Source organism: Tepidiphilus sp. J10, from assembly GCF_006980785.1.
Classification (GTDB): Bacteria; Pseudomonadota; Gammaproteobacteria; order Burkholderiales; family Rhodocyclaceae; genus Tepidiphilus; species Tepidiphilus olei.
The window spans coordinates 91,691-113,347 of record NZ_SBHP01000006.1; the positions used below are offsets into that span (position 1 = coordinate 91,691).

The 21,657-nt window shown below is 65.8% G+C and carries 19 protein-coding genes; 9 read left to right on the forward strand and 10 right to left on the reverse strand.

Annotated elements, in window-relative coordinates; genetic code table 11:
* Positions 1-5: 5 nt before the first annotated feature.
* Positions 6-1,031: a heat-inducible transcriptional repressor HrcA gene (gene hrcA / locus EPD81_RS08800; protein WP_142805122.1), complete on the reverse strand. Its 1,026-nt coding sequence runs from the start codon at positions 1,029-1,031 to the stop codon at positions 6-8.
* Positions 1,032-1,103: 72 nt separating this feature from the next.
* On the opposite strand from hrcA, the gene EPD81_RS08805 reads away from it, so the two are divergent.
* Together EPD81_RS08805 and recN are read left to right on the forward strand one after the other, a co-directional pair.
* The gene (locus tag EPD81_RS08805; RefSeq protein WP_142805067.1) at positions 1,104-1,985 is read left to right on the forward strand and encodes an NAD(+)/NADH kinase; all 882 of its coding nucleotides are present in this window, start codon (positions 1,104-1,106) and stop codon (positions 1,983-1,985) included.
* Positions 1,986-2,002: 17 nt separating this feature from the next.
* Positions 2,003-3,691, forward strand: coding sequence for a DNA repair protein RecN (gene recN, locus EPD81_RS08810; protein ID WP_142805068.1), 1,689 nt, complete (start codon positions 2,003-2,005; stop codon positions 3,689-3,691).
* 77 nt (positions 3,692-3,768) lie between these two features.
* Here recN and EPD81_RS08815 read toward each other — a convergent pair whose 3' ends face one another.
* Both EPD81_RS08815 and fur read right to left on the reverse strand, forming a co-directional pair.
* Complete coding sequence (locus EPD81_RS08815; protein WP_370456502.1) at positions 3,769-4,956, reverse strand: MFS transporter; 1,188 nt, start codon at positions 4,954-4,956, stop codon at positions 3,769-3,771.
* Between the two features lie 70 nt (positions 4,957-5,026).
* On the reverse strand, positions 5,027-5,461 hold the full coding sequence (gene fur / locus EPD81_RS08820; RefSeq protein ID WP_142805069.1) for a ferric iron uptake transcriptional regulator: 435 nt from the start codon (positions 5,459-5,461) through the stop codon (positions 5,027-5,029).
* Positions 5,462-5,555: 94 nt separating this feature from the next.
* Between fur and EPD81_RS08825 the strand changes: the two genes are divergently transcribed.
* From EPD81_RS08825 to greA, 5 genes are all read left to right on the forward strand, one after another.
* A complete protein-coding gene (locus EPD81_RS08825; protein ID WP_142805070.1) occupies positions 5,556-6,080 on the forward strand; it encodes an outer membrane protein assembly factor BamE in 525 nt (174 codons plus the stop codon).
* Positions 6,077-6,883 carry a 4-hydroxy-tetrahydrodipicolinate reductase gene (dapB, locus tag EPD81_RS08830; protein WP_142805071.1) on the forward strand — a complete coding sequence of 269 codons (807 nt, stop codon included), beginning with the start codon at positions 6,077-6,079 and terminating at the stop codon, positions 6,881-6,883. Before EPD81_RS08825 ends, dapB begins: the two co-directional genes overlap by 4 nt.
* Positions 6,884-7,019: 136 nt before the next feature.
* Positions 7,020-8,171, forward strand: coding sequence for a glutamine-hydrolyzing carbamoyl-phosphate synthase small subunit (gene carA / locus EPD81_RS08835; RefSeq protein ID WP_255446504.1), 1,152 nt, complete (start codon positions 7,020-7,022; stop codon positions 8,169-8,171).
* Positions 8,172-8,243: 72 nt separating this feature from the next.
* Positions 8,244-11,477 carry a carbamoyl-phosphate synthase large subunit gene (gene carB, locus EPD81_RS08840; protein WP_142805073.1) on the forward strand — a complete coding sequence of 1,078 codons (3,234 nt, stop codon included), beginning with the start codon at positions 8,244-8,246 and terminating at the stop codon, positions 11,475-11,477.
* Positions 11,474-11,947, forward strand: coding sequence for a transcription elongation factor GreA (gene greA, locus EPD81_RS08845; protein WP_142805074.1), 474 nt, complete (start codon positions 11,474-11,476; stop codon positions 11,945-11,947). The genes carB and greA overlap by 4 nt, the downstream gene beginning before the upstream one ends.
* Positions 11,948-12,012: 65 nt before the next feature.
* Here the strand turns inward: greA and EPD81_RS08850 are convergent, their stop codons facing one another.
* The gene (locus tag EPD81_RS08850; protein ID WP_142805075.1) at positions 12,013-12,456 is read right to left on the reverse strand and encodes a YhbY family RNA-binding protein; all 444 of its coding nucleotides are present in this window, start codon (positions 12,454-12,456) and stop codon (positions 12,013-12,015) included.
* 47 nt (positions 12,457-12,503) lie between these two features.
* Between EPD81_RS08850 and EPD81_RS08855 the strand changes: the two genes are divergently transcribed.
* Entirely contained in the window at positions 12,504-13,127 is a 624-nt protein-coding gene (locus tag EPD81_RS08855) for an RlmE family RNA methyltransferase (RefSeq protein ID WP_142805076.1), read from the forward strand.
* A 167-nt stretch (positions 13,128-13,294) separates the two neighbouring features.
* On the opposite strand, the gene aceA is transcribed toward EPD81_RS08855, so the two are convergent.
* From aceA to EPD81_RS08885, 6 genes are all read right to left on the reverse strand, one after another.
* Complete coding sequence (gene aceA, locus EPD81_RS08860) at positions 13,295-14,590, reverse strand: isocitrate lyase (protein ID WP_142805077.1); 1,296 nt, start codon at positions 14,588-14,590, stop codon at positions 13,295-13,297.
* Positions 14,591-14,737: 147 nt separating this feature from the next.
* Positions 14,738-15,217 (reverse strand): ribonuclease E activity regulator RraA, encoded by a 480-nt coding sequence (gene rraA, locus EPD81_RS08865; protein WP_142805078.1) that lies wholly within the window; start codon positions 15,215-15,217, stop codon positions 14,738-14,740.
* Between the two features lie 74 nt (positions 15,218-15,291).
* Positions 15,292-17,571: an ATP-dependent Clp protease ATP-binding subunit ClpA gene (clpA, locus tag EPD81_RS08870; RefSeq protein WP_142805079.1), complete on the reverse strand. Its 2,280-nt coding sequence runs from the start codon at positions 17,569-17,571 to the stop codon at positions 15,292-15,294.
* A gap of 2 nt (positions 17,572-17,573) precedes the next feature.
* Entirely contained in the window at positions 17,574-17,882 is a 309-nt protein-coding gene (gene clpS / locus EPD81_RS08875; protein WP_142805080.1) for an ATP-dependent Clp protease adapter ClpS, read from the reverse strand.
* Between the two features lie 67 nt (positions 17,883-17,949).
* Positions 17,950-18,186, reverse strand: coding sequence for a hypothetical protein (locus EPD81_RS08880; RefSeq protein WP_142805081.1), 237 nt, complete (start codon positions 18,184-18,186; stop codon positions 17,950-17,952).
* 41 nt (positions 18,187-18,227) lie between these two features.
* Entirely contained in the window at positions 18,228-19,436 is a 1,209-nt protein-coding gene (locus EPD81_RS08885; protein ID WP_142805082.1) for an amino acid aminotransferase, read from the reverse strand.
* Positions 19,437-19,536: 100 nt separating this feature from the next.
* Here EPD81_RS08885 and uvrB point away from each other — a divergent pair, with 100 nt between their 5' ends.
* On the forward strand, positions 19,537-21,621 hold the full coding sequence (uvrB, locus tag EPD81_RS08890) for an excinuclease ABC subunit UvrB (protein ID WP_142805083.1): 2,085 nt from the start codon (positions 19,537-19,539) through the stop codon (positions 21,619-21,621).
* Positions 21,622-21,657 lie beyond the last annotated feature (36 nt).

Sequence of the window (21,657 nt, forward strand, 5' to 3'; positions counted from 1 at the left end):
CTCCTTCAGCGTTCTTCGGCGGTGGCGGTGAGCGCTTGCGACAGGCGCTGCGCCGTGAGCTCGACGATGGGGATCACGCGGTCGTAGGCCATGCGGTTGGGCCCGATCACGCCGATCGAACCGAGCATGCGTCCGTCGAAGGTATAGTTGGCGGTGATCACCGAGCACCCTTCGAGTTCTTCCAGCCCGGATTCGGCGCCGATGAAGATCTGCACGCCGCGGGCGCGCTGGGCGAGCTCGAGGAGCTGCAGCAGCCCCGTGCGTTCCTCGAACAGGCGGAAGAGTTCGCGCAGGTGCTGCATGTTGGTAGTGAAATCGTCGACTTCGAGCAGGTTCGTCTCGCCGGCAACCAGGCAGTCTTCGTCTTCATGGGCGAGCGCGCTCGGCGAGAGCGCCAACGTCATGAGTTCGCAGACGTGGTCTTGCAGTTTGGCCAGTTCGTCGCGCAAAAGGGAGCGGATTTCGTCGAGCGTGTGGCCGGCGAAGCGGCTGCTCAGGAAATTGCTCGCCTGCTCGAGCTCGCTCGCGCTGAAGGGGCGGGGCGTCTGCAACAGGCGGTTTTGCACGTCACCGCTCTGGGTGACGACGATCAGCAGCACCCGGTTGCCGCTCAAGGGGACGAATTCGATCTGGCGCACGCGTTCTTGATCGCGCGGCGGGACGATGACGACGCCGGCGAAGTGGGTGAGCTCCGAGAGCAGTTCGGAGGCTTTCCTGAGGAGCTTTTGCGGCTGGTCGGGCTGGAGGTTGACCTCGATCTCGGCGCGGGTCTCTTCTTCGAGCGGCGCGACGGTGAGCAGCGCGTCGATGAAAAAACGGTATCCCTTGGCCGTGGGCACGCGACCGGCGGAGGCGTGCGGGCTATAGACGAGGCCGAGTTCGTCGAGGTCGCTCATCACGTTGCGCACCGTGGCCGGAGACAGGTCGAGGCCGCTCGCGCGCGACAGGGTGCGCGAACCGATCGGTTGCCCTTCGGCGATGTAGCGTTCGATCAGCGTCTTGAGCAGGATGCGGCTGCGCGGGTCGAGCATCATCGTTCTTCCCTCCGGAAGGGTGCCGCGCGACGGCGCCGATCGTGGCCGAGTTGTGGAATAATCCGGGTCATGGCGAATCCATTTACCTCCATCGGTTTGATCGGCAAGCACCAATCGGCGGAAGTCGCCGCGGCGCTGGTCGAGACGGCGCGGTTTCTGCACGAACGAGGTTATCACGTTTTGATCGAGGCGGAGACGGCGAGTTCGCTCGGCAATTGTGCCCCTTTCACGGCACTGCCCTATGCGCGCCTGGGCACGCAGATCGACCTGGCGGTGATCGTCGGCGGCGACGGTACGATGTTGAACGCCGCACGTCATCTCGTCCATCACGACGTGCCGCTCGTGGGCATCAACCAGGGGCGGGTCGGGTTCCTCACCGACATTCCGCGCGACGAGGCGCAGGAACGGCTCTCCGAGATCCTCGCGGGCGACTATCAAGAAGAAGTGCGCTCCATGCTCCTCGGGCAGCTGCTGCGCGGCGACAAGGTGCTCACCTCCAGCCACGCGCTCAACGACATCGTGGTGAACAAGGGCGATTTGGGCCGGATGATCGAATTCCGGCTCACGGTCGATGGGGCCTATGTCTATACCCAGCGCTCCGACGGGATGATCGTCGCCACGCCCACCGGGTCGACCGCCTATGCGCTCTCGGCCAATGGCCCCATCCTGCATCCGGGAGTGGATGGCATCGCCCTGGTGCCGCTGTGTCCGCACGCGCTCACGGCGCGGCCGGTCACCTTGCCCGATCGCTGTACCATCGAGATCGAGCTCCTGCCGGGTCACATGGCCGACGTGCATTTCGACGGGCAGGGGCGCATCGAAATGCTGCCGGGCGACGTGCTGCGCATCCAGCGGGCACAGCGCGGCGTGCGGCTGCTGCATCCGCGGCAATACTGCTACTTCGCCATGCTGCGCGAGAAACTGCACTGGAGCGCGCTGCCTCGCGGTTGAGGCGCAAGGGGGAGAAAGTGCTCGTTCGCCTGACCATCCGTGAGTTTGTGCTGGTGCGCAAACTGGAACTCGGCCTGGCGCCGGGATTCGGCGTGCTCACCGGCGAGACCGGCGCGGGCAAGTCGATCCTGCTCGATGCGCTCGACCTTCTGCTCGGCGGGCGCGCGAGCGCCGAGGTGATCCGCCAGGGGGCCGAACGCGCCGAGGTGGCGCTCGAATGCACCCTGCCGCCAGCGGCGGAGGCGCGCGCCTGGCTCGAGGCGCACGGCATCGAGGTCGAGGGCGATACGCTCCTCTTGCGCCGCAACATCGAGCGCTCGGGCCGTTCTCGCGCCTGGATCGAGGCCGTGCCGGTGCCGGCCACGGCGCTGCGCGAGTTCGGCGCCTGGATCGCCGACATCCACGGACAGCACGCCCACCATGCGTTGCTCGAGAGCGCGGTGCAGCGACGCATGCTCGACCGGCTCGCCGGGGCCGAGGCGCTCGCCGAGGACGTGCGACAGCGTTTCGCCGCCTGGGAGTCGGCGCGCGAACGGCTCGCCCGGGCGCGCGAGCGCCAGGAGAGCCTGGGCGAGGAGCGCGAGCGGCTGCTGTGGCAGCTGCAGGAGTGGGAACGGCTCGCGCTGCGCCCCGGCGAATGGGAAGAGGTGCAGCAGGAACACCGCCGGCTCGCGCACGCGGCGCAGCTGCTGCAACAGGTGGCGCAGGCGGCGGCGCTCCTGAGTGAAGACGAACCCTCGGCGCAGGCTTTGCTCGGGCAGGCCGAACGCGCGCTCGCCGGCAGTCTCGAGTTTGACGCCAAGCTGGCCGAGGCCGTGCAACTGGTGAGCGAGGCGCGCATCGGGGTACAGGAGGCCGCCGCCGGCCTGCGGCGCTATCTCGACGCCTTCGAGCTCGACCCGGCGCGGCTCGCCGAGCTCGAGCGGCGGCTCGCTGCCATCGACGAATTCGCCCGTCGCTACCGTGCGTCGCCGGAAGATCTCTTCACGCTCGCCGAGCGCTGGCGCGAGCGCCTCGCCGCCCTGGAAGAGAGCGCCGACCTCGGGCGGCTCGAATCCGAGGTGCGCGCGGCCGAGTCGGCCTACTTCGAGTCCGCCCGCGCGCTCGGCGAACGCCGGCGCGAAACGGCCGAATGGCTCTCGGCCGAGGTCAGCGCGGCGATGCAGGAGCTGGCGATGAAAGGCGGGCGCTTCGCCGCGGCGCTCGTTGCCGGCGAGCCGGCGGCCACGGGCTTGGAGCGGGTGGAATTTCGCGTCGCCGCCAACCCGAGCCAGACGCTCGCCCCGCTCGCGCGTGTGGCCTCCGGCGGGGAACTCTCGCGCATCGGCCTGGCGATCCAGGTGATCGCCAGCCGCGCGAGCGATACGCCCACGCTCATCTTCGACGAGGTCGACGTCGGCATCGGCGGGGCGGTGGCCGAGATCGTCGGCCGCTCGCTCTGGCAGCTCGGTCGCGACCGGCAGGTGCTGGCGGTGACGCACCTGCCGCAAGTCGCCGCCTGGGCCGACTGGCAGCTGCGCGTGTGGAAAGAGGAAGAGGGAGGAACCGTGCACACCCGAGTCGAATCGCTCGATGCTGCCGCCCGCGTCGAGGAGATCGCCCGCATGCTGGGCGGGCTGGAAATCACCGATACGACCCGCGAACACGCGCGGGAGTTGCTGGGGCGTCGGGGGATGAGTCAGGTCGAACCCCCCCACTCTGGATGACGACGCAAGCCCGTTCGATTTCCTGGCGAAACGGCTCGGGCGCACCGAGGAAAAGGTCGATCATGGGGTGTCCACGGTCATCCTTTGCCGTACCTCACCAACGCCACCGCGGCCATCGCGGCGATTACGGCGCCTACGAGGAAAGCCGCGGCGGCGCCCCAGGTGCTCCATAGCCAACCGGCGAGCGCGCTCGCGGCCAAGAGCGCGAGGCCCGTCAGCAGGTTGAATCCGCCGAAGGCCGTGCCGCGCAGCTCGGCCGGGGCGGCGTGTGCGATCATCTTGGCGAAGATGCCTTGGGTGGCGGCAAGATGGACGCCCCACAGGAGGGCGGCGAGGAAGACCACGATCGGACCGCTTGCCAAGGCGAGCATCAGGTCGGCCAGGATGAGGGCAGCGATGCCGGCAAGCAGCAAGCGCCGCGGTCCGAGGCGGTCGGCGGTGGCGCCGGCCGGATAGGCGAGCACGGCGTAGGCGAGGTTCATCGCGATCATCACGAGGGGTACCGCACCCACGGCGAGCCCCACGTCGTGTGCCCGCAGCAGCAGGAAGGCTTCGCTGTAGCGCGCCAGCGTGAAGATCACACCCAAGCCCACCACCGTCCAGTAGGCACGGGGCAGATGCCAGAGGTGGCGCCAGGAGAAAGGCTCGCGTTCCGGACTGGCGGCGGGGTGCCGGGGTTCGGGAACGAAGCGCACCAGGATCACGACTGACAGAATCGCGGGGATCACGGCGAGCCAGAACACCAGCCGGAGGTCGCCGGCAAACCATGCCATGAGGGCGAAAGCGAGCAGCGGCCCGACGAAGGCGCCCACCGAATCGAGCGCCTGGCGCAGGCCGTAGGCGGCACCGCGCAGATCGTCGGGCGTGACATCGGCGATCAGCGCATCGCGCGGCGCTTCCCGTATTCCTTTGCCGAAACGATCGAGCAGGCGCGCCGCGAGCACCCAGGAGACCGAGGCGGCGAGCGCGAAGAGCGGCTTGGTGAGCGCCGAGAGCGCATAACCGGTCACGACGACCGCCTTGCGGCGGCGCAGGAAGTCGGAGAGCGCCCCGGAGAAGACCTTGGTGAAAGCCACGGTGGCCTCTGCCAGACCCTCGATCACACCGATCGTCGTCATCGAGGCGCCGAGCACCGTCGAGAGAAAGAGCGGCAGTAGGCTGTGGACCATCTCCGAGGAGATATCCATGAAGAGTGAAGTGAGCGCCAGGCCCCAGATGCTCGCAGGCAAGGCGCGCAGGCCGTGGGTCAAAGGACGATCAGGCAAAGGTAGGCTCTCGGTGTCGTGGTCAGTCTATTGCGACTGCATGTATTTGTTTTTGTGACCAATCGGTTAATTAAGAGCCATGCGCTCGGCGTGGGCAATTCTCGCGCCGGCAGTGGGCGTAGAGGTACATCGCGTGATCGGCGACCTCGAAGCCGCGCTCCTGGGCGATCTCGCGTTGCCGCGCCTCGATCGTCGCGTCGAAGAACTCTTCGATGTGGCCGCAGTCGAGGCAGACGAGATGATCGTGGTGCTCGCCGGCGGCCAGCTCGAAGATCGCCTTGCCCGACTCGAAGTGGTGCCGCTCCAGCACGCCGGCCTGCTCGAACTGGGTGAGCACCCGATAGACGGTGGCGAGCCCGATTTCCACGCCGGCGGCGTCGAGCAGGCGATAGACGTCCTCGGCGGTGAGGTGGCGGTGTTCACCGCTCTGGAAGAGCTCGAGGATCTTGAGCCGCGGGTAGGTGGCCTTGAGGCCCATGTTGCGTAGATTCTTCGTGTTGTCCATCGGCAGAAGCCCTCATCTTGGTGCGTGCGTTCCGGCGGCACGACATGCGCTATGATATAGTTTTTCGCCGTTCGGCAGAACCTTAGTGAGACTCATGTCGCCTCGTATTCTCTTGCCGACCGTCGCGTTGGCGCTGCTCTCGAGCGCGTGCTCGATGGACCGACTGGCGGGCCTGGCTTCGCCCTACCGTGCCGACGTGCGCCAGGGTAATTTCCAGGATCCGGAAGCCGTCTCTCGTTTGGAGAAGGGGATGACGCGCGACCAGGTCCGTTTCCTTCTGGGAACGCCGCTGCTCGTCGATCCATTCCGCAACGATCGCTGGGACTACGTCTACTACGTGAAAAAGGGCGACGGCACGATCCAGCAGCGGCGGCTCACCGTGTTTTTCGAGAACGACGTGCTCGTGCGCGTGGCGGGCGACGTCATGCCGGCCGAAGGGGATGCACCGGTGACGAGTTCCGCGCCGCGAGTGGTCGAGATTCCCGGCAAGCCAACCAAAAGCGAGAAGAAAAACGGCAAGAACGAGCGGAATCCGGAAAAAGCGGGCGAGGTGGAGCAATCCACCGCAGCGGGAGAGCCGAAGGACTCAGACCAAACGAAGCGGGAGGCGGAGCAATGAAACCGGTACGGGTAGCGATCGCCGGCGCGGGTGGCCGGATGGGGCGGATGCTGGTCGAGGCGGCGCAGGAAGATCCCGGCATCGAACTGGTAGCGGCCTTGGAACGGCCGGGGAGCGAGTGGATCGGGCGTGATGCCGGGGAGCAGCTTGGCCGTTCCACGGGAGTTGTCATCGATGACGATTACGAACGAGCCATTGGTGCCGCCGATTGCCTCATCGACTTCACGCGGCCCGCGGTCTCCGTTGGTCTGGTGCGCACGGCTCAGCGCCTGGGCAAGAGCATGGTGATCGGTACCACCGGGTTCGATGCCGAGCAGCGCGCCATCATCGAGCAAGTGGCCACGGAGATCTCCATCGTGCTCGCACCGAACATGGCCATCGGGGTCAACGTCGTCTTTCGGCTCCTCGAAGGGGCTGCTGCCTTGCTCGGCGAGGGGTACGACGTGGAGGTGATCGAGGCGCATCACCGCAACAAAGTGGATGCGCCTTCGGGCACCGCGCTCGAAATGGGACGCACCGTCGCCCGCGTGTTGGGCTTCGACCTCGACCGCGAGGCCGTCTACGGTCGCCAGGGGACGGTGGGGGTGCGCCCGTCGCGGCAGATCGGTTTTTCCTCCATCCGGGGCGGGGACATCGTGGGGGATCACACCGTGCTCTTTGCCGGCATGGGTGAGCGCATCGAGATCACCCATCGCGCACAGAGCCGCATGCCCTATGCCGTGGGCGCCATGCGTGCGGCGCGCTTCCTGCAGGGGCGTGCGCCCGGGCTCTACGACATGCGCGACGTGCTCGGACTGCGCTGAATCAGCGCGGCGCGATTGCCGCCGGCAGGTTTTCGCGGTAAAATGTAAATATAAAGAACGGGATGGCGAAGCGTGCCCATCCCGTTTTTTTCGGCAGGCCGCTCAGGCGCCGCTGAATCCACTGCAAGGAGCCGTCGTGTCTTTCAATCCCGCGATCCTCGTCCTCGCCGACGGAACGGTGTTCCACGGCGAGGGTATCGGTGCGACCGGTCACACCGTCGGCGAGGTGGTGTTCAACACCTCGATGACGGGCTATCAGGAAATCCTCACCGATCCGAGTTATTCCCGGCAGATCGTCACGCTCACCTATCCCCACATCGGCAATGTCGGTGTCAACGACGAGGACGTCGAGTCCGAGCGTGTGATGGCGGCCGGACTGGTGGTGCGTGACGTGCCGCTCTTGGCGAGCAACTTCCGCATGCGCTGCGCTTTGCCCGAGTATCTGCGCGCACAAGGGGTGGTGGCGATCGCCGGCATCGACACGCGCAAGCTCACGCGCATCCTGCGCGATCGCGGTGCGCAGGCGGGCGCCCTCGTCACGGCCCCGGCGGGCAAGACGCCCGACGTGGCCGAGGCGCTCGCTCTGGCGCGCGCATTTCCCGGGCTTGCCGGCATGGATCTGGCCAAAGAAGTGAGCCGGCGCGACGTCGCCGCCTGGCACGAGGGCGAATGGGCGCTGGGGCGGGGCTACGTACCGGCAGGCGAGGGGCCACGGCACGTGGTGGTCTATGATTATGGCGTGAAGCACAACATCCTTCGCATGATCGCCGCGCGCGGCTGCCGCGTCACGGTGGTGCCGGCGCAGACACCCTTCGAGCAGACGCTCGCGCTCGCGCCCGACGGCATCCTGCTTGCCAACGGGCCGGGCGATCCGGCGGCCTGCGACTATGCGATCGCCACGGCGCGTGAGGCGATCGCGCGACGCATCCCCACCTTCGGCATCTGCCTGGGGCATCAGATCCTGGGGCTTGCCTCGGGGGCGAAGACGGTGAAGATGAAGTTCGGCCATCATGGGGCAAACCACCCGGTCAAGGATCTCGACACCGGGCGCGTGTATATCACCAGCCAAAACCACGGCTTTGCCGTGGATGCCGACACGCTGCCGGCCAATTGCCGCGTCACGCACGTCTCGCTCTTCGACGGCAGCCTGCAGGGGATCGAGCGCACCGACGCGCCGGCCTTCGGTTTCCAGGGTCACCCCGAGGCGAGCCCGGGGCCGCACGACGTCGGCTATCTGTTCGACCGTTTCGTCGCGCTGATCGACGCGCACCGCAACCAACGTCCATGAGCTTTCCGCCGCCGGCCCCGTCCGTCACGAGCGGGCGGGGCCGGCGGCCACCCACCGACGACAGGGAACGACATGCCCAAGCGTACCGACATCCACAGCATCCTCATCATCGGCGCCGGCCCGATCATCATCGGCCAGGCGTGCGAATTCGACTATTCCGGCGTGCAGGCATGCAAGGCGCTGCGCGAGGAAGGCTACCGCGTGATCCTGGTCAATTCCAACCCGGCCACGATCATGACCGACCCGGAGACGGCCGACGTCACCTACATCGAGCCGATCACCGCCGCCGTGCTCGAGCGCATCATCGACAAGGAGCGGCCCGATGCGCTGCTGCCCACCATGGGCGGGCAGACGGCGCTCAACTGTGCCCTCGAGCTCGCCCGTAGCGGGGTGCTCGAACGCTACGGCGTGGAGCTCATCGGCGCACGCGAGGAGGCGATCGACAAGGCCGAAGACCGGCAGAAATTCAAGGAGGCGATGACGCGCATCGGGCTCGATTCGGCGCGTTCGGGCATCGCCCACACGCTCGAAGAGGCGATGGCCGTGCAGGCGCAGATCGGGTTCCCGGTCATCATCCGGCCTTCCTTCACGCTCGGGGGCACGGGTGGCGGCATCGCCTACAACATGGAAGAGTTCGTCGAGATCTGCAAGCGGGGCTTGGACGCGAGCCCCATCAGCGAGCTCCTCATCGAAGAGTCGCTCATCGGCTGGAAGGAATTCGAGATGGAGGTCGTGCGCGATCGCGCCGACAACTGCATCATCGTCTGTTCCATCGAGAACCTCGACCCGATGGGCGTGCACACGGGCGACTCGATCACCGTGGCGCCGGCGCAGACGCTCACCGACAAGGAGTACCAGCGCATGCGCGATGCCTCCATCGCCGTGCTGCGCGAGATCGGGGTCGACACGGGCGGTTCCAACGTCCAGTTCGCCATCAATCCCGAAGACGGTCGCATGATCGTCATCGAGATGAACCCGCGCGTGTCGCGCTCCTCGGCGCTCGCCTCCAAGGCCACGGGCTTTCCCATCGCCAAGGTGGCGGCTAAGCTCGCGGTGGGGTACACGCTCGACGAACTCAAGAACGAGATCACCGGCGGGGCGACGCCGGCATCTTTCGAGCCGACGATCGACTACGTGGTCACCAAGGTGCCGCGGTTTGCTTTCGAGAAATTTCCCCAGGCCGACGATCGTCTCACCACGCAGATGAAATCCGTGGGCGAGGTGATGGCGATCGGTCGCACCTTCCAGGAATCCTTTCAGAAAGCCTTGCGCGGGCTGGAAGTGGGCGCCTATGGGCTCGACGAGGTTGACACCGACCGCGCCCGGCTCGAGCACGAACTGGCCAACCCTGGCCCCCAGCGCATTTGGTACGTGGCTCAGGCGTTCCGCGAAGGCTACACCCAGGCCGACGTGCATCGCCTGTCGCACATCGATCCGTGGTTTCTTGCCCAGATCGAGGATCTCGTGCGCACGGAACAATCGCTCGTGGGGCGCTCGCTCGAGGCGATCGACGCCGCCCAGATGCGTGCGCTCAAGCGCAAGGGGTTCTCCGACCGGCGGCTCGCCAAGCTGCTGCAACGCGACGAGACCGCCGTGCGCCTGCACCGCCATGCCCTGGGCGTGCGTCCGGTCTATAAGCGGGTCGATACGTGTGCGGCCGAGTTCGCCACCCAGACGGCCTACCTCTATTCCACCTACGAGGAAGAGTGCGAGGCGGCGCCCACCACGCGGCGCAAGATCATGATCCTCGGCGGCGGCCCCAACCGCATCGGTCAGGGGATCGAGTTCGATTATTGCTGCGTGCATGCGGCGCTCGCGCTGCGCGAGGACGGATTCGAGACCATCATGGTCAACTGCAATCCCGAGACCGTCTCCACCGACTACGACACCTCCGACCGGCTCTATTTCGAGCCGATCACGCTGGAAGACATCCTCGAGATCGTCCACGTCGAGCGCCCCGAAGGGGTTATCGTGCAGTTCGGCGGACAGACACCGCTCAAGCGAGCCAGGGCGCTGGAGGCGAACGGCGTGCCCATCATCGGTACCTCGCCCGATGCGATCGACGCCGCCGAAGACCGCGAACGCTTCCAGCAGCTGCTCGTGCAACTGGGCCTGCGCCAGCCGCCCAACCGCACGGCGCGCACGCCCGAGGAGGCGCTGCGGCTCGCCGCCGAGATCGGCTATCCGCTGGTGGTGCGCCCCAGTTACGTGCTCGGCGGACGCGCCATGGAGATCGTGCACGAGCAGAAGGACCTCGAGCGCTACATGCGCGAGGCGGTGAAAGTGTCGAACGACTCGCCTGTCCTGCTCGACCGGTTCTTGAACGACGCCACCGAGGTCGATGTCGATGCGCTCGCCGACGGCAAGGACGTGGTGATCGGCGGCATCATGGAGCACATCGAGATGGCCGGCGTGCATTCGGGCGATTCGGCCTGTTCGCTGCCGCCCTACACGCTTGCTCCTGCCGTGCTCGACGAGATGCGTCGCCAGACGGTGGCCATGGCTCGGGCGCTCGGCGTGGTGGGCCTGATGAACGTGCAGTTCGCCATCCAGGGCTCGGGTGAAGAGGCCGTCGTCTATGTGCTGGAGGTCAATCCGCGCGCCTCGCGCACGGTGCCTTTCGTCTCCAAGGCCTGCGGCGTGCCGCTCGCCAAGGTGGCGGCGCGCTGCATGGTGGGGCGCCCGCTCGCCGAGCAGGGCGTCACGCGCGAGATCGTGCCGTCTTACTATTCGGTGAAAGAGGTGGTTTTCCCCTTCGTGAAATTCCCCGGCGTCGATCCCATCCTGGGGCCCGAGATGAAATCGACCGGCGAAGTCATGGGCATCGGTCAGACCTTCGCCGAAGCCTTTTACAAGGCGCAATTGGCCGCGGGGGTGCGCTTGCCCACCAAGGGACGCGCGTTCATCAGCGTCAAGCCCAAGGATCGGCCCGCAGCGGTGGAGATCGCCCGTAAGCTGCACGCGCTCGGGTTCGATCTGGTAGCCACGCGCGGTACGGCCGGCGTGATCGCCCAGGCCGGTATCCCCGTGCGCGTGGTGAACAAAGTCACCGAAGGGCGGCCGCACATCGTCGACATGATCAAAAACGGCGAGATCGATTTCGTCGTCAACACCGTCGAGGAGAAACGCCAGGCCGTGCTCGATTCGCGCTCGATTCGCACCAGTGCCCTCGCAGCCAAGATCACGGCCTTCTTCACGACGATCGAGGGAGCCGAGGCCGCTTGTTTGGGGATCGAACAGGCTGGTCGCTATGACGTGTATTCCTTGCAATCCCTGCACGCCCAGTTGCGGGAGGAGGCGAGATGAAATATCCCATGACGGTCGAAGGCGCGGAAAAGCTGCGCCAGGAATTGCATCGTCTCAAGACCGTGGAGCGGCAGGCGGTGATCGCAGCGATCGCCGAAGCGCGCGCCCACGGCGATCTTTCCGAGAACGCCGAATACGACGCCGCGCGCGAGCGTCAGGCCTTCATCGAAGGGCGTATCCAGGAGCTGGAGGCCAAACTGGCGAATGCGCAGATCATCGACCCGAAAACTCTGGATGCCGACGGGCGGGTCGTGTTCGGTGCCACCGTCGAGCTCGAGGATATGGAAAGCGGTGAGAAAGCGTGCTATCAGATCGTGGGCGACGAGGAAGCCGACGTGAAGGCGGGGAAAATCTCGGTGAGCTCACCGATCGCCCGCGCCCTCATCGGCAAGTACGCGGGCGACGTGGTGCAGGTACAAACTCCCGGAGGGCTGCGCGAGTTCGAGATCCTGGACGTGCGCTACGTTTGAGCGGCGGGGGATGGATCGTCGCCAGCGAGCCGATCGCGAGGTGGCTGTGCGCACGGCAGCTTCTCTCATGGACTTCGCGGCTTGCGGCCCTGCTTTTTGGCGGGGCGTCGAGCTGCTTTGGCGGTTGCGCGTTGCTCGATGAGCGCACGTAGCCGGGCCGCCCGAGCAAATGCCTTGGCCGACTTGGCGTGTGCCCCTGGCGCAGAGGATTTTTCCACCACTTCCTGGGGTGGAGTCTCGGGTCGGGGGCGCCATAGCACCAACAGGTTCCCGATGTGCTGCACAGGCGCACAGTCGAGCCGCTCGCAGATTTCGGTCATGAGTGCTTCGCGCGCCTCGCGCTCGGAGCCGGCCACCCGCACCTTGATGAGCTCGTGCGCCGTCAGCGCCCGGTCGATCTCCGCGAGTACCGCCTCGGTGAGCCCCTTGCCCGCGATGATGACGACGGGGTTGAGGTGATGGGCCTGGGCGCGCAGGGCCCGGCGGGTATGGCTGTCGATCTGGCGCATGGATCAGGGGCTTTCTTGGTGTAAAGCAGAATTTTAGCTCAAGGATCATGGGAAAGAACAAAAGCCATCGGGATTGGATCCATCGCCATTTGACCGATCCCTACGTACAGGAAGCCGCGCGTGCCGGCTACCGCTCGCGAGCGGCCTTCAAGCTGCTCGAGATCGATGACAAGGATCGGCTGCTGCGGCGCGGTCAGTGTGTGCTGGATCTGGGTTCGGCACCGGGCGCCTGGTCGCAAGTGGCGCGCGAACGGGTGGGGGAGACGGGGCGGGTCTTCGCCCTCGACCTCCTGCCGATGGCGCCCCTTGCCGGCGTGGAATTCGTGCAGGGAGATTTCACCGAGGAGGCGACGGAACGGGCGCTGGAGGCGCTGCTCGCCGACGCCAAGCTCGACGTGGTCTTGAGCGACATGGCCCCCAATCTTTCGGGCATCGCCTCGGTCGATCAGGCGCGTGCGATGCACCTGGCCGAGCTGGCACTCGATTTCGCCGTGCGCCATTTGCGTCCCGAAGGGGTTTTTCTCATCAAGGTGTTCCAGGGGGAAGGATTCGAGGAGTTCCGCCGGGCGATGGGTGCGGCGTTTCGCAGCGTGGCGGTGCGCAAACCCAAAGCTTCGCGCGATCGCAGTGCGGAGGTGTATCTGCTCGGGCGGGGATTGCGCGGCACTTGAGCGTGATCACCCAGATAGGCGAGCATCCGGGCGCCGCGCAACGCCGCCATGCAGCCGCGCAGCAGGTTATTCGAGGTGTCCCAAGAAAAAAGGCCGGTTTTACCCGGCCTCAAGATTGTCTGCGCGCGGCCGTCTGATGCGGCCGCGGACTCCTCCCTCTCTCGTGATCAGTGGAACTGCTCTTCCTCGGTCGAGCCGGTAAGCGCCGTGACGCTCGATTGGCCGCCTTGGATCACCGTGGTCACGTCGTCGAAATAGCCCGTGCCGACTTCGGCCTGGTGCGCCACGAAGGTATAGCCCCGTTCGCGGGCGGCGAATTCGGGCTCCTGCACTTTCTCGACGTAGGCCGACATGCCCCGGCGCACGTAGTCATGGGCCAGGTCGAACATGTTGTACCACATGGAGTGGATGCCGGCGAGCGTGATGAACTGGTACTTGTAGCCCATGGCGCCGAGCTCGCGCTGGAACTTGGCGATGGTGGCGTCGTCGAGGTTCTTCTTCCAGTTGAAGGACGGCGAGCAGTTGTAGGCGAGCAGCTTGCCGGGGAACTTGGCGTGCACCGCCTCGGCGAACTTGCGCGCGAATTCGAGATCCGGCGTACCGGTTTCGCACCAGACGAGGTCGGCATAGGGCGCGTAGGCGATCGCGCGGGCGATGGCCTGCTCGAGCCCGTTGCGGGTGCGATAGAAGCCTTCGGCGGTGCGCTCACCGGTGAGGAACGGCTTGTCGTATTCGTCGTGATCGGACGTGAGCAGATCGGCCGCCTCGGCGTCGGTGCGGGCGATCACCAGGGTAGGAACGCCGCAGACGTCGGCGGCGAGCCGCGCGGCGACGAGTTTCTGCACCGCTTCGGAAGTCGGCACCAGCACCTTGCCGCCCATGTGGCCGCACTTCTTCACCGAGGCGAGCTGGTCTTCGAAGTGCACGCCGGAGGCCCCGGCGCGGATCATGGCCTTCATGAGTTCGAAGGCATTGAGTACGCCCCCGAAACCGGCTTCGGCATCGGCGACGATGGGCGCGAAATAGTCGATCCAGCCCGGATCGCCGGGGTTGAGCCCCTTGCTCCACTGAATCTCATCGGCGCGCTTGAAGGCATTGTTGATGCGCTCGACCACCACCGGCACGGAATTGACCGGATAGAGGGATTGGTCGGGGAACATGGCGCGGTATTCGTTGTTGTCCGCGGCCACTTGCCAGCCGGAGAGGTAGATGGCCTTGACTCCGGCTTTCACTTGCTGCATCGCCTGACCGCCGGTGAGTGCGCCGAGGCAGTTGATGTAAGGCTCCTCGTGCAGCAGCTTCCACAGCTTTTCGGCGCCGCGGCGGGCGAGGGTGTATTCCGGATTGACCGAGCCGCGCAAGCGCACCACGTCTTCGGCGCTATAGGGACGGGTGACACCTTTCCAGCGGGGGTTTTCGGCCCAGTCTTTTTTCAGGGCAGCGATCTGTTGCTGACGATCCATGACGGTTCCTTCCTTGAGAGAGGAGAAAAAAGCCCATGAGCAAAGCCCATGGGCTGCATGGTACGTCAGCTCGGACGCGACGTCAACAGTCTTATATAAGACATAAGATAAGGTGGGTATGCTGCGGCATCAGGCGATGTTTATGGGTCATACGAGTGGTACGTCGGACACGATCACACCGTCTTCGTCGGCATAGGCGAACATCCCCGGCGCGAAGGTGACGCCGCCGAAACTCACCGCAATGTCGCGCTGCCCTTCGCCGCGTTTCACCGTTTTCTGCGGATGCGTGGCGAGCGCCCAGACCCCCAAGGGAAGACGGCCGATGGCGGCCGAGTCGCGGATGCAGCCATAGACGACGACCCCGGCCCAGCCGTTCTTCACCGCGAGTTCGGCGAGGTTGTCGCCCAGGAGCGCCCGGCGCAGCGACCCTCCGCCGTCGATCACCAGCATCGCGCCTTGGCTGGGCTCGGAGAGCATCTCGCGCACCAGCCCGTTGTCCTCGAAAATCTTCAGGGTGCGCACGGGCCCGCCCGCGGCGCGGGCGCCGCCATAGGAGCGCACCATGGGGGCGAGCACGCGCACGCGGTCTTCGTGCGCGTCGCAGAGGTCGGCGGTATGGAAGTCCATAAAAATCTCCGGTCGGTGGAAGACGACCGGAGATTCTAGCAGCAGCTCGGACGCGGTATGGCGTCCGCCCGGGCTCAGGATTCGAGCACGGCTTCTTCGTCGAAGAGCAGCTTCACCTTGCCTTCGGCATCGACGTCGATCGTGACGTGCCCGCCGTTCACCAGCCGTCCGAAGAGGAGCTCGTCGGCGAGCGCGGCGCGGATCGTGTCCTGGATGAGCCGGGCCATGGGGCGCGCGCCCATGAGCGGGTCGAACCCCTTGGCGGCGAGCCAGGCCTTGAGCTCGTCGGTGAAGTGCACCTCGACCTTGCGCTCGTGCAGCTGAGCTTCGAGCTGCATGAGGAACTTCTCGACGACGCGCTGGATGATCTCGTTGTCGAGCGGCTTGAAGGAGATGATCGCATCGAGCCGGTTACGGAACTCCGGCGAGAAGATCCGCTTGAGCTCGCCCATCTCATCGCCGGCCTCACGCTTGGAGGCGAAGCCGATGGTGCTCTTTTGCATGGTCTCGGCGCCGGCGTTCGTCGTCATGATGATGATGACGTTGCGGAAGTCGGTCGAGCGGCCGTTGGCATCGGTGAGCGTGCCGTGGTCCATCACCTGCAGCAGGATGTTGAACACGTCCGGGTGTGCCTTCTCGATCTCGTCGAGCAGCAGCACGCAGTGCGGTTTCTTCATCACCGCTTCGGTGAGGAGCCCTCCCTGTTCGAAGCCGACGTAGCCCGGCGGCGCGCCGATCAGGCGGCTGACGGTATGCCGTTCCATGTACTCCGACATGTCGAAGCGGATGAGGTCGATCCCCAGCGTGTAGGCGAGCTGGCGCGCGACTTCGGTCTTGCCCACGCCGGTGGGGCCGGAGAAGAGGAAGGCGCCGATGGGTTTTTGCGGATTGCCCAAACCCGAGCGCGACATCTTGATGGCGCGGGCGAGTGCCTCGATCGCCGCGTCTTGCCCGAAGACGACGCTCTTCAGGTCGCGTTCGAGACTGGCGAGTTTCTCGCGGTCGTCGGCGGCCACGGTGCGCGGCGGGATGCGCGCGATCTTGGCGACGATCGCCTCGATCTCGCCTTTGCCAATGACTTTCTTCTGCTTGTTCTTGGGCAGGATCTTCTGCGCCGCGCCGGCTTCGTCGATGACGTCGATGGCCTTGTCCGGCAGCTGCCGATCGGTGATGAAACGCGCCGCGAGCTCGGCGGCGGCATGCAGCGCCGCGGTCGAGTATTTCACGTTGTGGTGTGCTTCGAACCGGCTACGCAGCCCCTTGAGGATGGCGATGGTGTCTTCCACGCTCGGCTCGGGTACGTCGATCTTCTGGAAACGACGCGACAAGGCATGATCCTTTTCGAAGATCTGGCGGTATTCGGTATAGGTGGTCGCACCGATGCACTTGAGCTGGCCGCTGGAGAGCGCCGGCTTGAGCAGGTTGGACGCATCCAGCGTGCCGCCCGAGGCGGCGCCTGCACCGATGAGCGTGTGGATCTCGTCGATGAAGAGGATGGCGTTGGGCCGCTCCTTCAGCTGCTTGAGCACGGCCTTGAGGCGCTGTTCGAAGTCGCCGCGGTACTTCGTCCCGGCAAGGAGCGCCCCCATGTCGAGCGCGTAGACCTGGGCGTTGGCGAGGATCTCGGGCACCTTGCCTTCGACGATCATGCGTGCGAGCCCCTCGGCGATGGCCGTCTTGCCCACGCCGGCTTCGCCCACGAGCAAGGGGTTGTTCTTGCGCCGACGGCAGAGGGTTTGGATGACGCGTTCGAGCTCGGTGCCACGACCGATGAGCGGGTCGATCTTGCCTTCGCGGGCGAGCTGGTTGAGATTGACGGTGAAGTTCTCCAGCGCGCCGCCGTTGCCCTGCGGTGTTTCTTCCTCGTCGTTCGCCTCGTGCTTGGCTTTACTCGCCGCGGCTTCGCCTTGAGCGGCGCTGCGCGACTTGACGATGCCGTGCGAGAGGTAGTTGACGAGGTCGAGACGGGTGATCTTCTGCCGCTGCAGCAGATAGAGCGCGTGCGAATCCTTCTCGCCGAAGATGGCCACCAACACGTTGGCGCCGACCACTTCGGCCTTGCCCGAGGATTGCACGTGCAGGATGGCGCGCTGGATGACGCGCTGGAAGCCCAGCGTGGGTTGGGTGTCGACCTCACCGTTGCCCGGCACGCGGGGCACGTGCGTGTCGATGAACTGCGATAGTTCGCGGCGCAATTCGTCGAAATTGGCCCCCACCGCACGCAACGCATCGGCCGCCGACGGGTTGTCGAGCAGGGCGAGCAGCAGGTGTTCGACGGTGACGTATTCGTGCCGCTTCTGCCGCGCGTCGACGAACGCCATGTGTAAGGTGACTTCTAGCTCTTGGGCGATCATTTTCAAACTTCCTCCATGACGCAGGCGAGGGGGTGTCCGTGTTGCCGGGCAAAGGTCGTGACTTGTTCGACCTTGGTGGCGGCGATGTCTTTCGGATAGACGCCGCACACTGCCATCCCCTCATGATGGACTTTGAGCATGATTTGCGTCGCGCGTTCGCGGCCCATGTGAAAAAAACGCTCCAGCACGATCACCACGAAGTCCATGGGGGTGTAGTCGTCGTTGAGCAACAGCACCTTGTAGAACCGCGGGGGAGTAACCCGCGCCTCTTCTTTCTCGAGGATCGGGATGGTGGTATGCCGTGTCGTCATGGTTTCATTCTAATGCGTCCGTGCCCAAACGCAACCCCGGCGCCGACGATGTGATCGATCGTTGCGCTCAATCGTCGCGTTCGGAAAAGTCGCTCTCGATCCGGTCGATCAGGGCATGGAACACTTCGCGTACCTGACGTTCGCTCACGCCCATGAGGAGCGCGTCGTCGAGGGTATCCTTGAGCATCTGGGCGAGTTCCTCGAGATTCTCGCGCAGGACTTTGCGCTTTTCCGTACAGCCGATCGCTTCGCCCGAGGGAGTGCGCCAGACGAGGTGTTCGAGGAAGGCGTCGAGGTCGTTCATGGGAGGAGGGTGCCGCCCCGAGCGGGGCGGCGGAAAGGGACTCAGCCGCGCAGGACGGCGGCGATCGCTTCGGCGACGTAGTCGAGGTTGCGCGCGTTGAGCGCGGCGATGCAGATGCGCCCGGAGCGTACCGCGTAGATGCCGTACTCGCTCTTGAGCCGTTCGACCTGCTCGGGGGTGAGCCCGGTGTAGGAGAACATGCCGCGCTGGCCGGTGACGAAGGAGAAGTCCTTGCCCGGCACGGCGGCTTCCAGGCGCTGGCGCAGCCCTTCGCGCATGGCGCGGATGCGTCGGCGCATGCCGCCGAGCTCTTCTTCCCATTGTGCGCGCAGCTCGCTCGAGGCGAGCACGTCGGCCACGAGCGCCGCGCCGTGCGAGGGTGGGTTGGAGTAGTTGGTGCGGATGACGCGCTTGAGCTGCGACAGCACCCGCTCGGCCTCGTCACGCGAGCCGGTGACGATGGACAGCGCCCCGACGCGCTCGCCGTAGAGGGAGAAATTCTTCGAAAACGAGCTCGAGACGAAGAAGGGGATGCCGGTGGCGAGAAAGTGGCGCACCGCCGCGGCGTCGGCGTCGATCCCTTCGGCGAATCCTTGGTAGGCCATGTCGAGGAAGGGGACGAGCTCGCCCGCCACGCAGGCTTGGGCGACTTCTTTCCACTGTGCTTCACCGAGATCGGCCCCGGTGGGGTTGTGGCAGCAGGCGTGCAGCACGACGATGCTGCGCGGGGCCATGGCCGCGAGCGCCGCCTTCATGCCGGCGAAATCCACCCCGCCGGTGGCCGGATCATAGTAGCGGTAGGTGCGCACGGGAAAACCCGCCGCCTCGAAGATGCCGCGATGGTTTTCCCAGCTGGGGTCGGAGATGTAGACGGTGGTATCGGGCACGATGCGCTTGAGGAGATCACCGCCGATGCGCAGCGCCCCGGTGCCGCCCAGCCCTTGGGCGGTGACGACGCGTCCTTCGGCGAGCAGCGGGGAATTGGCGCCAAAGAGCAGACGCTGCACGGCGCCGGTGTAGGCGGCCGGGCCTTCGATGGGCTGGTAGCCGCGAGGCTTGGCTTGACGCACGCGCGCTTCCTCGGCGATCTTCACCGAGGCGAGCAGCGGAATGCGTCCTTCTTCGTCGTAGTACACGCCCACGCCGAGGTTCACTTTCTGCGGGCGCGGGTCGGCGGCGAAGGCTTCGTTGAGTCCGAGGATGGGGTCGCGCGGCGCGAGTTCGACCGCGGCAAAGAGACTGCGGGACATGGATCGGGGCTCCTGAGGCTGGACCATCGGGCTGTGCCTTGCGGGAACCCGCTTCGGGGTAAGATGTCGCAAGGCTACCGCCGAAAAAGGAAATTGTAGCATGGCCGAACTTCCTTCCTCCAGCGGGCGCTTCGTGCGCTTTCCGGGCAGCCCGTTCGAGCTGTTCCAACCCTATCCGCCGGCCGGGGACCAGCCTCAGGCGATCGAGGCCTTGGTCGCTGGCATCCGCGACGGGCTGATGTTTCAGACGCTGTTGGGGGTGACCGGTTCGGGCAAGACTTACACCATGGCCAACGTGATCGCCCGCTGCGGGCGCCCCGCCTTGGTGATGGCGCCGAACAAGACGCTCGCCGCCCAGCTCTATGCCGAGTTCCGCGAGTTCTTCCCCAAGAACGCCGTCGAGTACTTCGTCTCCTACTACGACTATTATCAGCCCGAAGCCTACGTGCCGAGCCGCGACCTCTACATCGAGAAGGATTCGAGCGTCAACGCGCACATCGAGCAGATGCGCCTGTCGGCGACCAAGAGCCTGATGGAGCGGCGCGACGTGGTGATCGTGGCCACCGTCTCGTGCATCTACGGCATCGGCGACCCGGTCGATTACCACTCGATGGTCTTGCACCTGCGCGAGGGCGAGCGCATGGGGCAGCGCGCCATCATCGAGCGTCTGGTGCAGATGCAGTACGAGCGCGCCGACGCGGATTTCCGCCGCGGCACCTTCCGCGTGCGCGGCGAGGTGATCGACGTCTTCCCGGCCGAGAGCGCGGAGTATGCGCTGCGCATCGAGCTCTTCGACGACGAGATCGAGCATCTCACGCTCTTCGATCCGCTCACCGGCCATCTGGTGCACAAGCTCGTGCGCTTCACCGTCTATCCTTCGAGCCATTATGTGACGCCGCGTGCCACCGTCCTGCGCGCGATCGACTCGATCAAGGAGGAGCTGCGCGAGCGCAAGGCGTGGCTGCTGGAGTGCGGCAAGCTGGTCGAGGCGCAGCGTCTGGAACAGCGCACGCTCTTCGACCTGGAGATGCTCTCCGAGATGGGGTTTTGCAAGGGCATCGAGAACTATTCCCGGCATCTTTCGGGACGCCGTCCGGGCGAGCCGCCGCCCACGCTCATGGACTACCTGCCGGCCGATGCGCTGCTCTTCATCGACGAGTCGCACGTGACGGTGGGGCAGATCGGGGGGATGTTCCGCGGCGACCGTTCGCGCAAGGAGAACCTCGTCGAATATGGCTTTCGCCTGCCTTCGGCGCTCGACAACCGGCCACTCACCTGGGAGGAGTTCGAGCGATTGATGCCGCAGACGATCTTCGTCTCGGCCACGCCCGGCGAGTACGAGACGACGCACCAGCAGCAACTCGTGGAGCAGGTGGTGCGCCCCACGGGGCTGGTCGATCCGGAAGTGATCGTGCGCCCGGCTTCGACCCAGGTCGATGACCTGCTCGCCGAAGCCAAGCGCCGCGTGGCCACCGGCGAGCGCGTGCTGGTGACCACGCTCACGAAGCGCATGGCCGAAGATTTGACGGAGTATCTCAACGAGAACGGCGTTCGTGCGCGCTATCTGCATTCGGACATCGACACGGTCGAGCGCGTGGAGATCATCCGCGACCTGCGTCTGGGGGAATTCGACGTGCTGGTGGGGATCAACCTGCTGCGCGAGGGGTTGGACATCCCCGAGGTGTCGCTGGTGGCGATCCTGGACGCGGACAAGGAGGGGTTTCTGCGCTCCGAGCGCTCGCTCATCCAGACGATCGGGCGGGCGGCGCGCAACCTTCACGGCACGGCCATCCTCTACGCCGACCGCGTCACCGAGTCGATGCGCCGCGCCATCGACGAGACCGAACGGCGCCGCGCCAAGCAGCTCGCCTACAACGCCGAGCACGGCATCACCCCGCGCGGTGTGACCAAGCGCATCAAGGACATCATCGACGGGGTCTATGGTGAAGAGGGCGAGAATCGGCCCTCGGCGCGGGCCGTCGCCGCGACCGAGGCACACTGGGAAGAGTCCATCGACCCGACCGACGAGAAGGCGGTGGCGCGGGCGATCGCCCGGCTGGAGAAGGAGATGCTGGAGCACGCGCGCAATCTGGAATTCGAGGCGGCCGCTCAGGTGCGCGACCGGCTCTTTCGCTTGCGCGCGCGCGTCTTCGGTGCCGATCCCCACGCCTCGCTCGAGGAGTGAGGAAACGAGGAAAGGCGAAGGGCGCGGCGTTTGCCG